The 16414-nt window shown below is 37.5% G+C and carries 20 protein-coding genes; 14 read left to right on the top strand and 6 right to left on the bottom strand.

The features are described 5' to 3' along the window. Positions 1–7: 7 nt before the first annotated feature. Genes HOO54_RS22030 through HOO54_RS21995 form a run of 7 tightly spaced genes read left to right on the top strand, consistent with a single transcriptional unit; the run spans position 8 to position 7589 of the window. Positions 8–1720, top strand: a complete 1713-nt coding sequence (locus HOO54_RS22030; protein ID WP_172299026.1) for a phage tail protein — start codon at positions 8–10, stop codon at positions 1718–1720. A gap of 36 nt (positions 1721–1756) precedes the next feature. After that, the gene (locus tag HOO54_RS22025) at positions 1757–4318 is read left to right on the top strand and encodes a peptidase G2 autoproteolytic cleavage domain-containing protein (RefSeq protein ID WP_172299024.1); all 2562 of its coding nucleotides are present in this window, start codon (positions 1757–1759) and stop codon (positions 4316–4318) included. 13 nt (positions 4319–4331) lie between these two features. Next, entirely contained in the window at positions 4332–5699 is a 1368-nt protein-coding gene (locus HOO54_RS24545; RefSeq protein WP_253907732.1) for a phage baseplate upper protein, read from the top strand. A 14-nt stretch (positions 5700–5713) separates the two neighbouring features. Then, a complete protein-coding gene (locus HOO54_RS25285) occupies positions 5714–6160 on the top strand; it encodes an XkdX family protein (RefSeq protein WP_375335817.1) in 447 nt (148 codons plus the stop codon). Between the two features lie 58 nt (positions 6161–6218). Further along, positions 6219–6431, top strand: a complete 213-nt coding sequence (locus HOO54_RS22005) for a BhlA/UviB family holin-like peptide (protein ID WP_172299022.1) — start codon at positions 6219–6221, stop codon at positions 6429–6431. A gap of 12 nt (positions 6432–6443) precedes the next feature. Next, positions 6444–6707: a phage holin gene (locus HOO54_RS22000; RefSeq protein ID WP_172292220.1), complete on the top strand. Its 264-nt coding sequence runs from the start codon at positions 6444–6446 to the stop codon at positions 6705–6707. Between the two features lie 57 nt (positions 6708–6764). After that, complete coding sequence (locus HOO54_RS21995; protein WP_172299020.1) at positions 6765–7589, top strand: peptidoglycan recognition protein family protein; 825 nt, start codon at positions 6765–6767, stop codon at positions 7587–7589. A 32-nt stretch (positions 7590–7621) separates the two neighbouring features. Here the strand turns inward: HOO54_RS21995 and HOO54_RS21990 are convergent, their stop codons facing one another. After that, positions 7622–7906: a hypothetical protein gene (locus HOO54_RS21990; protein WP_172299018.1), complete on the bottom strand. Its 285-nt coding sequence runs from the start codon at positions 7904–7906 to the stop codon at positions 7622–7624. Positions 7907–7910: 4 nt separating this feature from the next. Next, complete coding sequence (locus HOO54_RS21985; RefSeq protein WP_172299016.1) at positions 7911–9704, bottom strand: ribonuclease YeeF family protein; 1794 nt, start codon at positions 9702–9704, stop codon at positions 7911–7913. Positions 9705–10082: 378 nt separating this feature from the next. Between HOO54_RS21985 and HOO54_RS21980 the strand changes: the two genes are divergently transcribed. Both HOO54_RS21980 and HOO54_RS21975 read left to right on the top strand, forming a co-directional pair. Then, positions 10083–11180, top strand: a complete 1098-nt coding sequence (locus HOO54_RS21980) for a Rap family tetratricopeptide repeat protein (protein WP_172299014.1) — start codon at positions 10083–10085, stop codon at positions 11178–11180. Next, the gene (locus HOO54_RS21975) at positions 11177–11380 is read left to right on the top strand and encodes a hypothetical protein (protein WP_172299012.1); all 204 of its coding nucleotides are present in this window, start codon (positions 11177–11179) and stop codon (positions 11378–11380) included. The genes HOO54_RS21980 and HOO54_RS21975 overlap by 4 nt, the downstream gene beginning before the upstream one ends. 132 nt (positions 11381–11512) lie before the next feature. Here HOO54_RS21975 and HOO54_RS21970 read toward each other — a convergent pair whose 3' ends face one another. The 4 genes from HOO54_RS21970 to HOO54_RS21955 form a co-directional block, all read right to left on the bottom strand. Next, complete coding sequence (locus HOO54_RS21970; RefSeq protein ID WP_172299010.1) at positions 11513–11665, bottom strand: hypothetical protein; 153 nt, start codon at positions 11663–11665, stop codon at positions 11513–11515. A 278-nt stretch (positions 11666–11943) separates the two neighbouring features. After that, positions 11944–13116: a tyrosine-type recombinase/integrase gene (locus HOO54_RS21965; protein ID WP_172299100.1), complete on the bottom strand. Its 1173-nt coding sequence runs from the start codon at positions 13114–13116 to the stop codon at positions 11944–11946. A gap of 105 nt (positions 13117–13221) precedes the next feature. Continuing rightward, positions 13222–13644 (bottom strand): ImmA/IrrE family metallo-endopeptidase, encoded by a 423-nt coding sequence (locus HOO54_RS21960; protein WP_172299098.1) that lies wholly within the window; start codon positions 13642–13644, stop codon positions 13222–13224. Between the two features lie 9 nt (positions 13645–13653). After that, on the bottom strand, positions 13654–14082 hold the full coding sequence (locus HOO54_RS21955; RefSeq protein WP_172299096.1) for a helix-turn-helix domain-containing protein: 429 nt from the start codon (positions 14080–14082) through the stop codon (positions 13654–13656). 266 nt (positions 14083–14348) lie between these two features. Between HOO54_RS21955 and HOO54_RS21950 the strand changes: the two genes are divergently transcribed. The 5 genes from HOO54_RS21950 to HOO54_RS21930 all read left to right on the top strand — a co-directional run bounded on the left by HOO54_RS21950 (position 14349) and on the right by HOO54_RS21930 (position 16360). Continuing rightward, positions 14349–14534 (top strand): helix-turn-helix domain-containing protein, encoded by a 186-nt coding sequence (locus HOO54_RS21950; protein ID WP_172299094.1) that lies wholly within the window; start codon positions 14349–14351, stop codon positions 14532–14534. A gap of 1 nt (position 14535) precedes the next feature. Then, positions 14536–14808 carry a hypothetical protein gene (locus HOO54_RS21945; protein ID WP_172299092.1) on the top strand — a complete coding sequence of 91 codons (273 nt, stop codon included), beginning with the start codon at positions 14536–14538 and terminating at the stop codon, positions 14806–14808. Between the two features lie 64 nt (positions 14809–14872). Further along, positions 14873–15661, top strand: coding sequence for a Rha family transcriptional regulator (locus HOO54_RS21940; protein ID WP_172299090.1), 789 nt, complete (start codon positions 14873–14875; stop codon positions 15659–15661). 282 nt (positions 15662–15943) lie between these two features. Next, positions 15944–16093, top strand: coding sequence for a hypothetical protein (locus HOO54_RS21935; RefSeq protein ID WP_172299088.1), 150 nt, complete (start codon positions 15944–15946; stop codon positions 16091–16093). A gap of 18 nt (positions 16094–16111) precedes the next feature. Continuing rightward, positions 16112–16360, top strand: a complete 249-nt coding sequence (locus tag HOO54_RS21930; RefSeq protein WP_172299086.1) for a hypothetical protein — start codon at positions 16112–16114, stop codon at positions 16358–16360. Positions 16361–16414 lie beyond the last annotated feature (54 nt).

The following is a 16414-nucleotide window of genomic DNA, read 5'->3' as shown; positions in this document are numbered from 1 at the left end:
AAGTGATATGGCAAATTTAGATTTTATTAAACAGATTGCACCAGACGCACAGAGGGTTTATAAAAAGCATGATATTCTTGCTTCCCTAATTATTGCTCAAGCCTGTTTAGAAAGTGGATGGGGTACAAGTGAGCTGGCGCAACAGGGAAAGAATCTGTTTGGAATGAAAGGTACGTATAAAGGACAATATGTCCTCATGTGGACAACTGAATATGATAAGAACGGAAAACCAACTTCCGTGCAAGCCAGATTTCGCAAATACCCATCTTGGTCTGAATCGATTCAAGACTTAGCCAAGTTATATGTCAACGGGACAAGCTGGGATCCTAATCACTATCAAGCTGTCGTAGGGGAAAAAGATTACAAGAAAGCAACAGCCGCACTTGTTGAAGCCGGTTATGCGACTGATCCGAATTACGCCATTAAATTAAATAGTTTAATATTTACTTACAAACTAACACAATATGACACTGTGGAAGGTGTCCCTGACGGACCAGATGTACCTGATACACCGACACCTGATCCCGAATTTCCTAGTAAAGAGTATGACGGGAAAGACATCACGCTCAATCAGAATCTACCTTCTGATGTTACCTTTCCACAACTGCACGTTTCAACAAAAGACGGGAAAAGTGTTGTCGAAATAACGGGCGTTTCAGTCGATCTGACGGACGATAAGACAGGGAAGAAGAGTTTTACCTTTACGATCACAAAAACACAGGAGAACACCATGGAATTTGATTTATTGGTGAATGATAATGTTCTGTATTTGGATGAGAGGAAATTCAATCATCAAAAGTATTACATTACAGATATTGAAATCCATCAAGAAAAAAATGTTCTAAGGAAAACCGTTACAGCAAGCCATATTTTCACTGTGCTTCTGATTAACAATCGCATCCATGAAACGGTCTCAAAAAAGCTAAAGTTAAGAGAGGCGTTAGATATTGCGTTAAAGGATACGAATTTCAAATATATTTTTAAAACGCCTGAAAGAGAATTTGATGCAGCAGAACAAGAAAATTTTGGGGATAAGAATTCCACAGAGTTGATGGATGAAATTATCCAAGATTACAAGCTTGAGATCGATGTCGATAACTATAAAATGTATGTTTATCAAAAGATGGGAAAACGGATTAATTTCACCTTAGATTCACGCTATAATATGCCTGGTATCTCCATTAAAATTAACTCACAAAACAGCACAACTAGAGCTTGGGGCTATGGTGCTTTGAAAAAAGGCAGTAGCGCAGATAGCAAAAAACCAAAATATGAATTTGAGCCGATTTTGTACATTCATCCAGATGAAAAAAAGTTTTTACTCGAAGGAAAACCACGTTGGGCAGAACCGATCAGGGATGAAAGATATAAAAAGGCGAGTATCATGGTTTCAGCGCTTAAAAAACATGTGAATCCATATCCTGAAATGACAATCGAGGCAGACTTTCAATATATCTATGAACCAAAACTATTAGAAATTGAACAGGACTTCTGGAAAGGTGATACGATTCATGTCTTAGCTGATACGGCAGATGGTATCACGTTTGAAGATGATGTACGGCTGATCTCAATTCAGTACAATCCTTTAGATCCTTACAGTAGTCCAAAATTGATATTCGCGAATTTCAGAAAAGATATTCAAGATATCGCCGTTAGTCAGGCTAAGCAGTTAAGAGATCAAAAACGATATATCAACCAACTTTTTCAAACGCTCAGATAGCGTTTTTTTATTTTTGTTTAAAAAGGAGTGAGGCAGATGGTGCAGCTGATAAAAAATTATGATCAAACGCGAAACTCCCGTCATCAAGCACAATTAAAATCAGATATGCAAAGTATTGAAAATACCTTAAATGATCACGAGTATCATTTGAAAAGTCATGAATTATCTAAAACAGCCCATACATCAAAACAAGTCGATCACGGCGGTTTTTCTGTGTCTTCGGTTTTAGAAGGATTAAAGAACAGAATACGAAATTTAATATTAAATACCGATGGGACCAACGTTAAAGAGGTAGTCGATTCGAGAGTTACAGCGGATGGTGAGGTATTTCCCTTACTTAAAGAGCGATTAGATACGGAGTATGGTAAGCTACTACAAAAAATCAAACGGACCGTAAATGTTGACGATTTCGGTGCTGATCCGACCGGTATAAAAGATAGTACAGAAGCATTTCAAAAAGCGATTGGTACCGGTAAAGTACGTCTGAACCTATCAGCCGGTACCTATATTGTAAAAGGCGTCAAACTTCCGTCTTGGACGTACATGGTTGGTCAAGGCATCGGTGTTACTACGATGAAACTGCACGAAGATACGCCAGCTAGTGAGTGGGTGGTCACGAACGCGGATCATGTAAAGGGAAACCGAAATATCGTTGTAGAAGGAATGTCGCTTGATTGGAATCCGGAGCGCCAGGGCGGTGTAAGTGCAACCGGTGGAATACATTCGAGCTGTCTTACCTTTGCCAATGTTACATTCGGGATTGCGCGAGAAGTAGAAGGCATTAATCCGGGGTTACATTGTTTTGATGCCTCTGCACCAAGCTATAATATTGCGGATGTTGATTATACAAAAAGTGGTTGCCGGTATATCTGGTTTGATCGATGCGTTGGTTCGGGGTATGGAGATGACGGAGTAACAACGCACTATAGTGAGTATATTTTTATCACGCAATGTGTGATGACCAATCCTAGTGGAAAGGCCCATCCAGTTGGAGAGGCAAATTCGAACGGTGTCGAGGTAGATGACGGGTCTAAAAACGTTTGGGTTATTGATTGTTATACGTCAGGGAATGTCCGTGGGGTTGAGGTGAAAGCACATCCGGAATGGCCGGCGCCTTCTAACGTCCACATTACAGGTTGTGAATCATTTCGAGATGTTCGCGCGTTTGATCTTCGTCACATTGGACATCACTTAGCAAACGAACCGTGGAGCGAAACGGCTCGAGACGTTTCGTTAGTCAATTGTACAGCGCGTGAACCAGTATTTAATGATCTCTGTGTGGGATTAGATCCACGAGCGCTTGTTGTTTCAGCTTATCAACATGTCATGATTTCAAACTTCCGAGCAATTGGCGATCCTACGTATAACTATAAAGGGACAACAATCATCGCTTTTCAATATAAGAGTCGAAAGATTAATGTTAACGGATTACAAATGCATGGTTTCGCAAAAGCTGGTACAGATATTCATGTGATCGGAGGCGATCAACGAACGGATGATGTTCATATCTCAAACTTTGCAATCCATGATTCGGCAAAAGTCGGTATTAGCTTAGGCGGTGGGGTATATTACGTTAATTTAATGAATGGTATCACACATACAAAAGGTGGGATAGCCGGTGTAACAGCGCCAAACAACCAAGCAAATATTGTTTCGGTGCGTGCTGTTGGATATACTGATGCGGCTGTGATCGCAGGTGAACGTTACCCCTTTGTTCCAAACAATATCAAGGGCGGTTTTAGAGCTGCATCAAGTTCTGGTTCTCCTTTGTCAGATACTAGCGCAATTATCGGCTCTACTGGTGGTGGCAAAGCTAAAGGTGACGCTAATGTATTGATCGGAACACGGGGAGGTTCCACAACAGAAGGCTCTCGGTCTGTTGTCATGGGTTCAAATAATTCCCATGTGAAAGGCAAAGATTTAGTTTCAGCTATGGTTCTCGGTTCTGTCAATGTCATAAACGACAAGAGTTATACCACAGTGTGGGGGTTCGGAAGTGAGCCATCAACGGCTAATAAACGAGTCGAAGTGAATGCAGAGGCTGGATCGGTACGAGGTACGGGAGCCGTCCAGAGCGTGTCAGACCTAAAGGACCTTGCGGAATACTTCGAATCTAAAGACGGAAACAAAATTGAATCTGGCTATCTGGTGACATTGGATGGCGATAAAATTCGAAAAGCGCAAACAGGTGAAAAAGTTCTCGGTGTTATTTCTGAAACTGCGGGCGTTATCATGGGTGGTGCAGCGTTTTACTGGAATGACCGATATCTTAGAAACGAGTTCGGTGGTTTGATCTATGAAACAATGATTAAAGATGGCCGTGAATATAAGATTCCGAAAGAAAACCCAGATTATGATCCTAAGATTGAATACACACCAAGAGAAGATCGCGATGAATGGCATGTAGTCGGTTTAGTTGGTCAGGTTTTCGTTAGAATTGATGAGACAGTAAAAACCGGTGATTTCATTGTACCTAACGATGGAATAGGTACAAAATCGGATAAAGGTAAAGGCCTTTATGTCATGCGAATCCGCAAAGACTTTAATAAAGATCAGGGTTACGGTGTGGCAAAAGTCTTTATTCATCCAGGAATATAACGGAGGTGGTTAAATGATATATAAAGACTCCGGCATTCAGTTCGATGTAAACGCACAAGTCAAACGCAATATATCAACTAGTATTCAATACAGTACACAAGACACTGGGACGGCAAAAATAACCTTTAAACTATTGAAAGACGGTGTACCATTGCCCATATCAAACGCGACTCACGGAAAACTGTTTATGAAGTTCGCGGACGGTAGTCACTTTTATGTTCATACGGAAGTCGGAGACGCTCTTGCAGGCGTTATTTTTTATGTCTTGACTTCGGAACAAATGAAGCATTTTGGGACAGTGCAGGCTGAACTTTATGTCAATTATGATAACGGTCAGAAAATGAGTATTCACAAGTTTTCTTTTAAGATTGATCAAGCTCTTGTGGATGCGGATATTGTCCCGATGGCAGAATATTATATCGAAGATTTTGAGACGCTCAAAACCCTTGTTCAAGAAAAGGCAGCACATGCAGACAACATATTAGACGAACTTCAAAAGAAGTTTGCAGAACTGAATAACGTTGAAACAAAAGACGGAGCGCAAGCAAAAGCAAACAAGGCAGAAGCAAACGCAAAACATTATACGGATCAGCATGCAGCGAATAAGGAAAATCCACACGCGGTGACGAAAGCGCAGGTTGGATTATCTAATGTCGAAAATATGAAGCAAGCATCGAAGATTGATTTTGACACGCACAATCAAGATTCTACTCGGCATATTACATCTACGGATCGTATGAAGTGGGATGGTAGTCAATTAACTAAAATATCTAATGACACTGGGGGCGTGTTGGTATCCATAGGAGATACGGATGATCTCTATTTGAAAATAGTTCAGTCCGGCAAACGGTTCGGAACTTTTTATTGCTCTGGGAAAGCCAAAAACTCGCCGAGTCCTCACTCGTCAAGAGGGATTTTTCATATGACTGGAACGGATGAAAAAGGACTAGGTACGTATGGTTATGTCATAGCACTTGATTGGAAAAACAACCTTTATACGAATTATATTGATCAAACGGAAGGCTGGCAGGGGTGGCAACGGTCTTTATCAACGTCAGATTTATCGCCGGAATGGAATGCGGCTACACTGATCAATGGGGCAAAGCAAGATTCAGCGTTCCCGTTACAATTCTCCGTCAATAATAATGTCTTATGGTTACGTGGCTCTTTCAGTTCCTTACCGGCTATCGGAACCATTGTGGCAAAGTTCACAATTAAGCTCTCTAGGCTTGTTGATTTTGTTGTACCTACAATTGGATCTTACGGAATCGCTCGTTTTTCTTTAACCACTGATGGGGAGCTGAGATATGACGGCATCATGGCGAATGATAATGCAAGTGTTACGAGAGTCTCATTTAATGTCGGAATTCCGTTATGGTAAGGGGAGGGAAAAATATGCACGTTCTTTATTATGATGCAAACTTTAAATATGCTGGTGAAGATGATGTTGAGATAAATGGTGATACATTACCGCCTAATAGTACGACAGTGCTAATCCCTGAAGGGCTATACGATCCTAAATACCAGCTAGAGAAAGGTGTGTGGGTTGAATCGGCTACACAAGAGTATATTGATAGCGTGAAGCCTTCTCCGCCTGAACCTAGTGCAACCGAGATTTTGAGGAAACAGGTTGCTCATCTATACTATATGATCTCAATAGAAGGATCAGAAAAGACGGCAGATTGGTTCACATATATGAAAGGCTTTTATAAAGACGGTCTGTGGACGAAGAAACAAATTCATGATGGAGTAGGTGCCGGAAAGATCACACCGAAACAATATGAAGAAATCATTGGAGAACCTTACGATTCCAATAAGCCTCCTAGCAACAAGACAGAATAACAGAACTATAAAAGAGCCGATTGGGCTTTTTTATTTTGCCTTAAAGGAGGTGAAGCCTTTGGAGATGGATCTCACTCAATATCTGATGACTCAAGGACCGTTTGCGGTTCTTTTTTGTTGGATATTGTTTTATGTATTAAATACAACAAAAGAAAGGGAAAACAAGCTTAATTCACAGATTGATGCACAAAATGAAGTGCTAGCCAAATTCAGTGAGAAATATGATGTTGTGATTGATAAGCTGGATCAAATTGAAAAAAATATAAAATAGGAGTGAAGAAAAATGAAAAACTTTGATAAAGGTACAGTCGTTCGGACGGTGCTTCTTTTTATTGCACTTATTAACCAGACTTTGATGATGTTCGGAAAGGGTGCATTGCCGATTAGTGAGGACCAAGTAAACACACTGGCAGATACTTTGTATTTGGTGGGTTCCACAGTGTTTACGATCATTACTTCAATCGTCGCATGGTATAAAAACAACTATGTCACAGAGAAAGGTAAGAAACAAAAAGAAGTGTTAAAACAAAACGGATTAACAAAATAACGGGCTGCCAAAAGGCAGTCTTTTTTTATTCAAAAAGAAAAATGAGGAGTGGTTTACATGGTAAAAGTCGTGAAAAATTTTGTGAAAGTTAATCGTTATACTCGTCCAGGTGCTAAATTATCAGGTGTGAAAGGAATTGTTATGCACTATACAGCGACGCCTGGGGCATCTTCATTAAATGAACGTAACTATTTCAATGGGACATGTGTTGCAGCTAAGCGATATGCCTCAGCCCATTACTTTGTGGACCGCAAAGAAGCACAGTACATCATCCCTGAAAATGAAATGGCGTACCATGCACATGATGGAAATCGTTGTTATGTTAGCTTCTTAAAACCAAATGCCAACCAAACAGCAATTAGTGTGGAAATGTGTGTTGAAAAAGACGGGAAAATTCACAGTGAGACTGTCGAAAATGCGGCTGAACTAGTTGCGAAACTATGTAAGCGATACGGACTATCTACAAGCAGAATCGTTCGTCATTATGATGTCACACGAAAAAACTGTCCGGCTCCTTGGGTAAGTGATTCAAGTCAGTTAACAGCATTTCGGAAAAAAGTTGATCGTCTACTAGGAAATAAAAACGGATCTAAAACAGACTCATCTTCAAGTCATAACAAGAAATCAAGATATCCTTTGCCTTCCGGTGTTTATAAGCTTCAAACTCCAATGATGAAAGGGGAAGCTGTACGACAAATTCAAGAAGCACTGGCAGCCCTTTATTTTTATCCAGATAAATGCTCGAAGAATAACGGGATTGATGGTTATTATGGACGAAAGACAAAAGATGCGGTTAGACGGTTCCAATTGATGCATGGACTAGCTGCGGACGGTATGTATGGACCGAAGACGAAGGCGAAACTTGAGGCGTTATTGAAGTAATAAAAAAGGCCCTGTACAACGGGCCTCTTTGCTTATCTCCATCTCCAATTAATTTCATTGTCATTTTCATAAATCCCCGGTACAGATATACCAACCTTTTTTTGCTTTTCATCGATAATAAACCAATTTTCTTCATCTAACCATTCTTCACTATACTGCTCAATGGCAAAAGGATCATCCTCGTTTACTACAGCCTTAAAGAAATCCTTGAATTTTTCCATGTTTTCATTAGGGATGATTGTTCCATACATCCAGACACCCTCAACAGTAGCGCCTTTTACTTCACCCAAACATTCATTTTTATAATATAGAAGCATATTATCACTCCTTCAGATGTAGTTTAATAAATTGTTTTGGAACTTCACCTTTTACAAAGTATTCAGTGTCTCTTTGAGTCCATTTTAAAGCTAAGTTTTTCCAGTGTTCAGACTGTCGAGTATCATTTTTGATTAATCTTTCGATTTGTTTAGGAGATAAAATTACAATGTCCTTTACTTCACCAGACCTGATTGCTTTACGGAGAGCAGGTATGTCCAGCTCTATTATATTTTCACCATATCCCTTTGCAACCTTTTTATTTATTGTAAAACTTGTATATGGGCTGTTTGATTTCCCACCTTTTCTATAGCCACCAAGGATGTGTTCTGTTACAGTAACCTGACGGTCTTGATACATACCAGATTTGTTGGCAGGTACAAGGTTACCGGTTTTAGGTGATATATGAGACTTTCCTATACCATTTGGTCTTTTGGGGTTATAAGGAAAGTCTTCACCTCTGTAAAGATTAGTGACTTTACCGTTGTGTGAGTTTACATTAAGCACTTTTCCGGCTTTTTGCATGCCGAGAGGAGACAACATTGCTATCGCGTGATTCAGGCTATTCTGATGCTGTTCATCCGAAATTTTATTCCCAAACATATCCCGGCCAGTGAGTGCTTCGCTAAAGCCATTTGTTGAAGCAAGCCCATATAGACCTTTTTGAACATTTTGTAAGTTGTTGAATGTTGCGGTTGTTTTATAGGCAGTTAGTGCTTTGTCTGCGGTTGAGATAGCTTTTCCGGCTTTATATGCACCATATACGCCCTTCGCTCCTTTAGCAGCACGACCAGCCCATCCGACAACTGGAATAAATCCAGCTGCGGCCATTGCTGCGGCTGCGGCGCGTTGCCCGGCTGTCAGCTTTTCACCTGTAACCGGATCAACGCCGTCCTTCGCTCTCTTATAATCATAATACCCACTGGCTTCCCCGACAAATGTTTTTGTTCCATCCAAGGCTTTTTGATACCATGGCTTGTTCTCTTCTTCTTCTTGCAATTTTCTCAGGCGTTCCATTTCTTCTTCCTGTTTGGCTTGCAGTTCTCTGGCTTCAGCTTGCTCTTTTTTCGCATTAATATATGTAGTCGCCTGTTTGTCGGTATTGATTGCTTCTTTATATGACTTATTCGAGTGAAAAGCCTTCTTATCAAAATACATAGGAGAAGCGCTTTTTCCATTACTTGTGGCTTCCATCAATGCAGAATATTTTTTGAAGACACTTTCGGCTTCTGCTACTGCCCGTGTATATTCGCCTGTCAAAGATTCATCGAGATCGTCTACTGCATCAATTGCATTTTTCCGAGTTGTTTGTGCTTTTGACATCTCTACTGTATAATTGTGGTCAGTCCACTTATCCAGATCAACGATATCATTCACTCGGTCTATGATCCGATCCATGTCACTCTTTAGGGAGTCAACGATTTGATCGGATTTTTTATCTGCATTTTTCAATTCAGTCTTTAAAAAAGACATTTCGATGTACGAATCGGTTAGCTTCTTCTCTTTGACATCACCTGCGACCCCATTAAAAAAAGAAATCTGCATATCAGCAAGTTTGATCCAACTGTCGACAACCTCAGCCTGTCCTCTAAAAAACTCTTTAATGTTATCTGCGCCTTTTCCTGTGAAATCATCGCCTAAATCCGCCACACCAAGACACGCTGTTTTTAATGTCTGAAGTTTCTCTTTCAGGTTCTCATAATCTTTTTTTCGTTGATCGGCTCTTTCAATTAAAGTACTGGCTTCAAAAACTTTAGCTGAACTGTCTAACTCATTGTTTTTCTTTTTCTTGTCTGCCATCACATTTTCCTTTCAGATAGTTATATTTTTAAACAACATCATAAAAATAGCAATTAATTAAAAGTTTATCATGTTCATGAAAAGGATGGCGGTGAAATCTTGCTCATCTAAGAAAATGAATCTTTTGGATTAGGTATAAAAAACTAATTCAAATTGGCTTTACTTTTTTCTCTGTTTGATAACCATGATTGAGAAAGAATCTTACTTCGTAACTTGCAATAATTTGTATAATTTTTTGTTTTTGGAAACATTTTCGATTTTATCAAAGGGTGTAAGTACTCAATTATTTTTTAAAATAATTTATATTCAAACTATTGTAAATAATGTAAACAAATGAGACAATACAAATAAATACAATTTTAGAGGAGGATGGAAACGTTGGTTACAATAGCATTTCAAAAAGTAGGGCAAGACATTAACGAGTGGTACAACCTGATTAAACAAAACGATATATCCAAGGCAAAAAACAAAAGAGAAGAGATAAAAAACACGTTGCCAAATATGAAAGAGAATCAAAACGTATTAATATACTTCAACCTGATAGATTCACGATACAAACTCATGATTGAGGATTACAGTGAATCGGGAGAATTACTGGAGGAGATTAAAAGCAAGTTAGAAAATAGCACGGATGACATGATTCAATATTATTTTTATTTCTTTTCAGGAATGTACCAGTTTTATCAGAAAAACTTTATTGACGCAATTCATTTTTATAGAATAGCAGAAAATCGACTCTATAAAGTACCAGATGAACTTGAAAAAGCCGAATTTCATTACCAATTAGCAATTGCATATTATGAAATCCGACAAAACTTTTTTTCTTTAAATCATGTTCAGAAAGCATTTGATAGCTTCAAAGCTTATGATGGCTATACTAACCGAGTAATTAAGTGCAAAATGCTTTATGCGATGAATCAAGTGGATTTGCAAGAATGGGAAGAGGCGTGCAACCTGTATAAAGAAGCTATAGAACTCGCTTCTGAGACAAATGATAAACCAACAGAAGGACTTGGATATTTTAATTTGGGGCTATCCTATGAAAGACAGAATCTATTGGAAAAAGCAAAAGAATGTTTTCAAAATGCGCTTGCAATTCCTGAACATCGAGTCTCCGTTTATTCTATTCGTTCTATGTATATGTTAAGTCGAGTTTTATATAAGCTAGGTTTACTTGAGCAAGCAAGGGAATGGCGTACCAAAGCCCTTGAGTTTGCTGAAAAGGTAAATGAGTATGTATATAAAACCAAGCTGAATCTCATATACTTTTTGTATGATCAGACAGATTGCAACTCCTTTGATTCATGTATGGACCTGTTAAAGAAGAAAAACTTATGGTCAGATGTAGCCGATCTCTCTGAAAATGCAGCTTTTTATTATAAAAGGCAGGAAAACAGCAATCTGTCGTCAAAGTATTTCGAAGAAGCATGTAAGTTCAAAGATCAAATATTAAATTTAAGGAGGCAATTAATTTGAAAAAAATTCGGTTATTCATGGGTTTTGCTGTTCTTGGACTGAGTTTGGTGTCAGGTTTTTCCTCAATCGAAGCAACAAACGAAGAAGTCGGATCTGTCCAGGCACAATATAGAGTCTCTGAGAATGGAGCATTAGGGAATAAGGTTTTAGAAAACGGTGCATTGCATTATGAAGTTTTAGAAAATGGTGCACTTGGATAAAATAATTCTTTGGGAAAGCCCTTTGAGTTCTATGAGATTTTTGATTACAAATTGTATTTAAAGCCAATTTGTTAAGTAGGTTATGAAAAACAACGAAGCCCAACTCTAATGAGAAGGGCTTTTTCTTCGCACCTATTTAAACAACTTACCTAACAATTTCCCTGTCGTTTTACCAGCAGCACGCCGGGCGATGCGTTTTCCCACTTTACCTTTTTTAACCGCATTGACATCACCTAAGATTTTAGATAACTTATACATTATTGATCTGATTTTGTTAATACTCATTTTTCCCTCATCCTTTTTTTGTATTGTTGAGTTTAATTATATTAATAATTGAGGTAAGCGCCTGTCCACTGGGGTAAAATATCCCCCCAAAACCTCCCCCAAATCAATGGGTGATAATACAAATATCTACAAAGCAGCGAGTAAACAAAAAGGATAAAATCATTGTTATATCAGTGCTTCTAGGTTCTCATGAATGCTATTTACAGAGCAATTTTCCTATGAGAGTTAGAAGTCAATAACGAAATAACCCCAGTATTTAAAGGGGTTGAGAGGACTATTTAAAAACCTCCCCCAAAACCTCCCCCAGTTGAAGTCATAGCATACTCAAAAGCTTGAACGGATTCTTCCTCTAAGTCTTTAAAAGTATGTCCGTAAATATCCAATATCATTTGTGGGGTATTTCCCAACCGATCAGCAATCACTTTAATAGGTATTCGCTGACTAAGCAAAATTGTAGCGTGAGTATGTCGCAGACCATGAGCCGTAATTTTCTTACACTTCGTTTTTTGTACGATTCGATCAATGCCATATTTAATAATGTTTTGAGCAAGGGGCTTACCTGTTTTGTAAGAGATAAAAATGTAATTTGAGTCTGAAAAACCAAAGCCAAAAGAGAACAAAATTTCTTTACACCAAGCATGGTACGCTTTTAATTGATTCAATAGTGCTTCATCAATTAGAATTGTTCGATAACTATTTTTTGTTTTTGGAGTTCTTACACCTTTCTCATCACGAGTACGCTCGACAGTTATGGTTTTATCTTCAAGATTAAGGTTTCCCCAAGTTAAACCAAGTGCCTCACCTCTTCGCAATCCAGTGTGTGCTAACAGCAAAATTAAAGTATAATTAGTTATGTTTTCAAGTTCTTTTGCAGCTAAAAGAAACTTTTTCAATTCATCAGCAGTTAAAAAATTTTCTTTAACTTTCTTCTCAGGAATCGTTATTTTGTTAAAGCGATTTCTGGGAAGTATTTCATTGTCAACAGCTGCGTTTATAGCAATTTTAAAAAGCCTATGAAACAGTTGTACTGTACTTGGCTCATATTTTTCTAAAAGTTCATTAATATAGACTCTTTTATATGTTGCCTTATCTAACTTTGATAATTTGTATTTACCAAGTAACGGTTTCATTTGTTGTTTTATTGCATTTTCACGTTGTTTTTGAGAGGAAATTTTCCACTCATTTTTATGAGTCTCATACCAAATATCAAGCCATTCGGAAACTGTTATATTTGAGTTTTCAACCTGTTTAACTTCACCATTTAAAGTAGTAGTCTTTACTTCAAGTAAAGCCCTATAGGCTTCGTTTTCTGATTTAAACCCCTGTTTGTTTTTTTCTCTTCTCTTACCAAGTGCATCATAATAACGGTATCTATAGCACCAACGTTTTTCATTTTTTGCGTTGAAATAATAATATAAGTCTTTATCTTTTTTTGATTTAAATAATTTCATTTATCATCTTCCCTTTCTTGCGTGGACAGACGCTTTAAAAAAGGGGAATGACTGATAGTGGTGACATCACCTCCTTCAAGTTAGTACATACGTTCGAATTCGAGGTTAAAATTTTTTCACCATGTTAGACAAAACTAACTGTTTAGGAATTCCGTACTTTTCAATTGCTTCTTTTACAGTGACACAACCTTCAAAGTTTATAAACAGCATATTTATAGCGAAAAAATTAGCCTCTAATTCAATTCGGTCAGTCGAAAATAGTGTATTTTTCTTTAAAAAAGGTGTATTGGCATCAGGGTGAAAAATGGCATGGCCTAATTCATGGTGGCAAGCAAATTCTCTTTTATATTCATCCAAATTCTCATTAATGTGAATGACCTTAACTCTAAAATGTTTGCTGTAATAACCTAGGGTGTTTCCTAAATCCTCATAAACAATCTCAATTCCTAATGCTTTTGCTATTTTAAATGGATCATTTGTTTTAAATTTTTTGGTTAGTTCCTTAATCTTAGTTACAATGTACTCCACAAAAGGCACCTACTTACGATATTTTTTCGGAGTGTATTTTTGTTTTGCAATTCTTTTGGCAAGACGTAAAGAATTCTCTAAGCTTGCAATTAGCAACTCTCTATCTTCTTCATCCATATCATCAATCGTATTGCCATCAAAAGCAGCGTAACCATTGTTACCCTCTAATCCTTCAATAATTTTCTTTAACTCTTTTTGAATATCTCTTTCATCTTTAGCAGTAAGATCTGGCTCAAAAGTTTCCTTTTCTGTTCTGCCAAGAAGGTAGTCCACAGAAATGTGGAAGTAGTCTGCTACTTTTTGGATTTTATCAATGCCTGGAGTTTTCTCATCCCATCTTCTAATTGTTCCATTTGATAATTTTGTCTTTCTTTCAAGTTCTGCCAAAGATATTTTATGCTCTTTTGCCAACTTTTTAATCCTTTCAACTATTGTCATATCAACCATCCTTAATTAAGCTTATGAAAAGATTAAACTTTATGCTATTTTTAAGTTGACAATTAGCATATTGTTTATTAAACTATGTTCATAAGCTACTTATTCAGCTTTTAGAGCACTACAAAACAAAGCCTAAGACAACGTTCCCCAACGTAAAAGGCTATAAATGTAGGTTTATTCGCTATGTTTAGATATTAGCATATATCCTATTTTGTAGTCAACAAGAAGCTAAATAATTAGCAAAAAAGTTAAAGGAGGTTATTTCTATGGAATTGGATTTCGGCAAAAAGGTTAAGACTTGGCTCATTTTAAATGACATGCAACAGAAAGACTTAGCCGAAATGCTAAACATTTCAGGGCCTTATCTTTCCGACATTTTACTCGGTAAAAGACAAGGCAAGAAAGTCAGAGAAAAAATTATCAAAATCCTTGAGATGAAGGAGGTTTCATAATTTGCCGATTGCAGAAGTCAATATTGACGTGAATCAATCTGAAATAAGAAGTTACATCAATCAAAAACTAGATGAAACGATTAATAATACATTTTTTACTTGGGATCTTGACCAGATGTCCAAAAGAACATGTATGAGCAAGTCATTTTTGGAAAATGAGTTTTTGCATGATCCACGAATGAGGCTTCTTGAGAGAAGAAAAGAGAAGGGGAAACGTTACTGGTTTTATGAACAGAGTTTGGTCGTTATGAAAGAAATCATGGACGAATGGTAAAACAATTGCGTGGACAGACGTTTTTAGAAAAACATTTCGATGAAATTTTCAGGAGGTAAGTTGAATGACAAAAGAATTAGTTTTTATTAAAGAAAATAATGCTGTCACAGACAGTTTGATAATCGCTGATATGTTTGGTAAACGACATGATCATGTTTTAAGGGATATTGAAAATCAAATGCTGTTAGCTGGTGAAGAATTTTCAGTCCCCAATTTTGGGGAGTCAACTTACACCAACGAAAGAGGTCGCACTTACCCAAAATACGACCTGACCGAAGAAGCCTTCACATTAGTTGTGTTCAGTTACAACACGAAAGAAGCTGTTCAAACCAAAATCAAATTTATTAAAGAGTTCAAACGAATGAAAGAATACATCCAGAATCAGCAGCAACCAAAAACTCAACTTGAAGCCTTGCAATGTACAGTTAATCAAATGGTAGAACAAGAGCGCCGGTTAACTGTTGTAGAAACTAGATTGATAGAAACAGAGAAAAACCAGGATAGAATAACGGAAATTCTCAGTCTTAATCCCACAGAATGGAGAAAGAAAGTAAACAATCTTATTAATAAAATTGCTCAAGCTCGTGGAGGATTCCAAGCTTATCAAGACGTTCGCAATGAAAGCTATGAAGCCCTTGAAGAGCGTGCGAATGCAAAACTATCTGTAAGACTTACTAACAAAAAAGGCAAGATGGCGCTTGAAGGTGTTGCAAAGTCGAGAATAGACAAAGTCAATAAGATGGATGTCATTGCAGATGATTCCCGTTTAACTGAAATCTATCTTGCTGTGGTGAAAGAAATGGCAATTAAATATGGTGTAAATTTGAACAACTCTAGCAAGGAAATTTCATAAAACATGATATCTGTTATTAAGATTGATCACTTCAAAGGAGGTGAATAAGGTGAAGATCAAAACAAAAGAATGGCTTGCATTAACGGAGGCAGAACGTTTTATGAAGATTTATCAGGCTTTTGTGAAGAAGCATATATGAGAAGTTTAGAAAGAAACGAGGTGATTTTGTGGGCAGCAGCAAGTTTCATTTAATTGGGATTATCGTCAGTAGTATTTGTGTCATTATCTCTATTGTTGCGTTGATTATGTCTCTTAAATAAAAAAGGAAAAGGGGAAAAGAAAATGAGCCATCGTTCTAGTCGAATAGACATGGATATTGCTTTAAAGAATTGTCGGGAGTTTTTGGTCTGGTCATTCGAACAAGGATGGAGCGAAGAACAAATCTACTATGTTGCGAGAATAGTTCTTGCACTTCAGGAAGATAATCAATAACAAAAGGAGAGAAAATAAATGGCTAATATGAAATATCAAATGCCAGTTACATCAGAAAAAGGTAAATCCTGGGCAGCTGTCTGGATTAAAGGGTTTGAAATAAAAAATAGAAATGCTTTTTCCATGGGTGATGCTAAAGAAAGCCAGCTCAATCTTGAACTGACTTTTAACAGTAATGATTATTCTACAGAAAAATATACACAGTTTATAAATGATCTTATTAGATTTCTTAATGAGCATGGTTGGACTGAAGGAAAACAATATTAAGTATTAATTTAAACCGAATCCTAACAATCATTTTCCCTATCTTACAGGAAAATT

Source organism: Bacillus sp. WMMC1349, from assembly GCF_013155385.1.
Taxonomy (GTDB): Bacteria; Bacillota; Bacilli; order Bacillales; family Bacillaceae; genus Bacillus.
The sequence above is the reverse complement of the archived record's forward strand: the minus strand, read 5'-3'. Positions and strand labels throughout refer to the sequence as shown.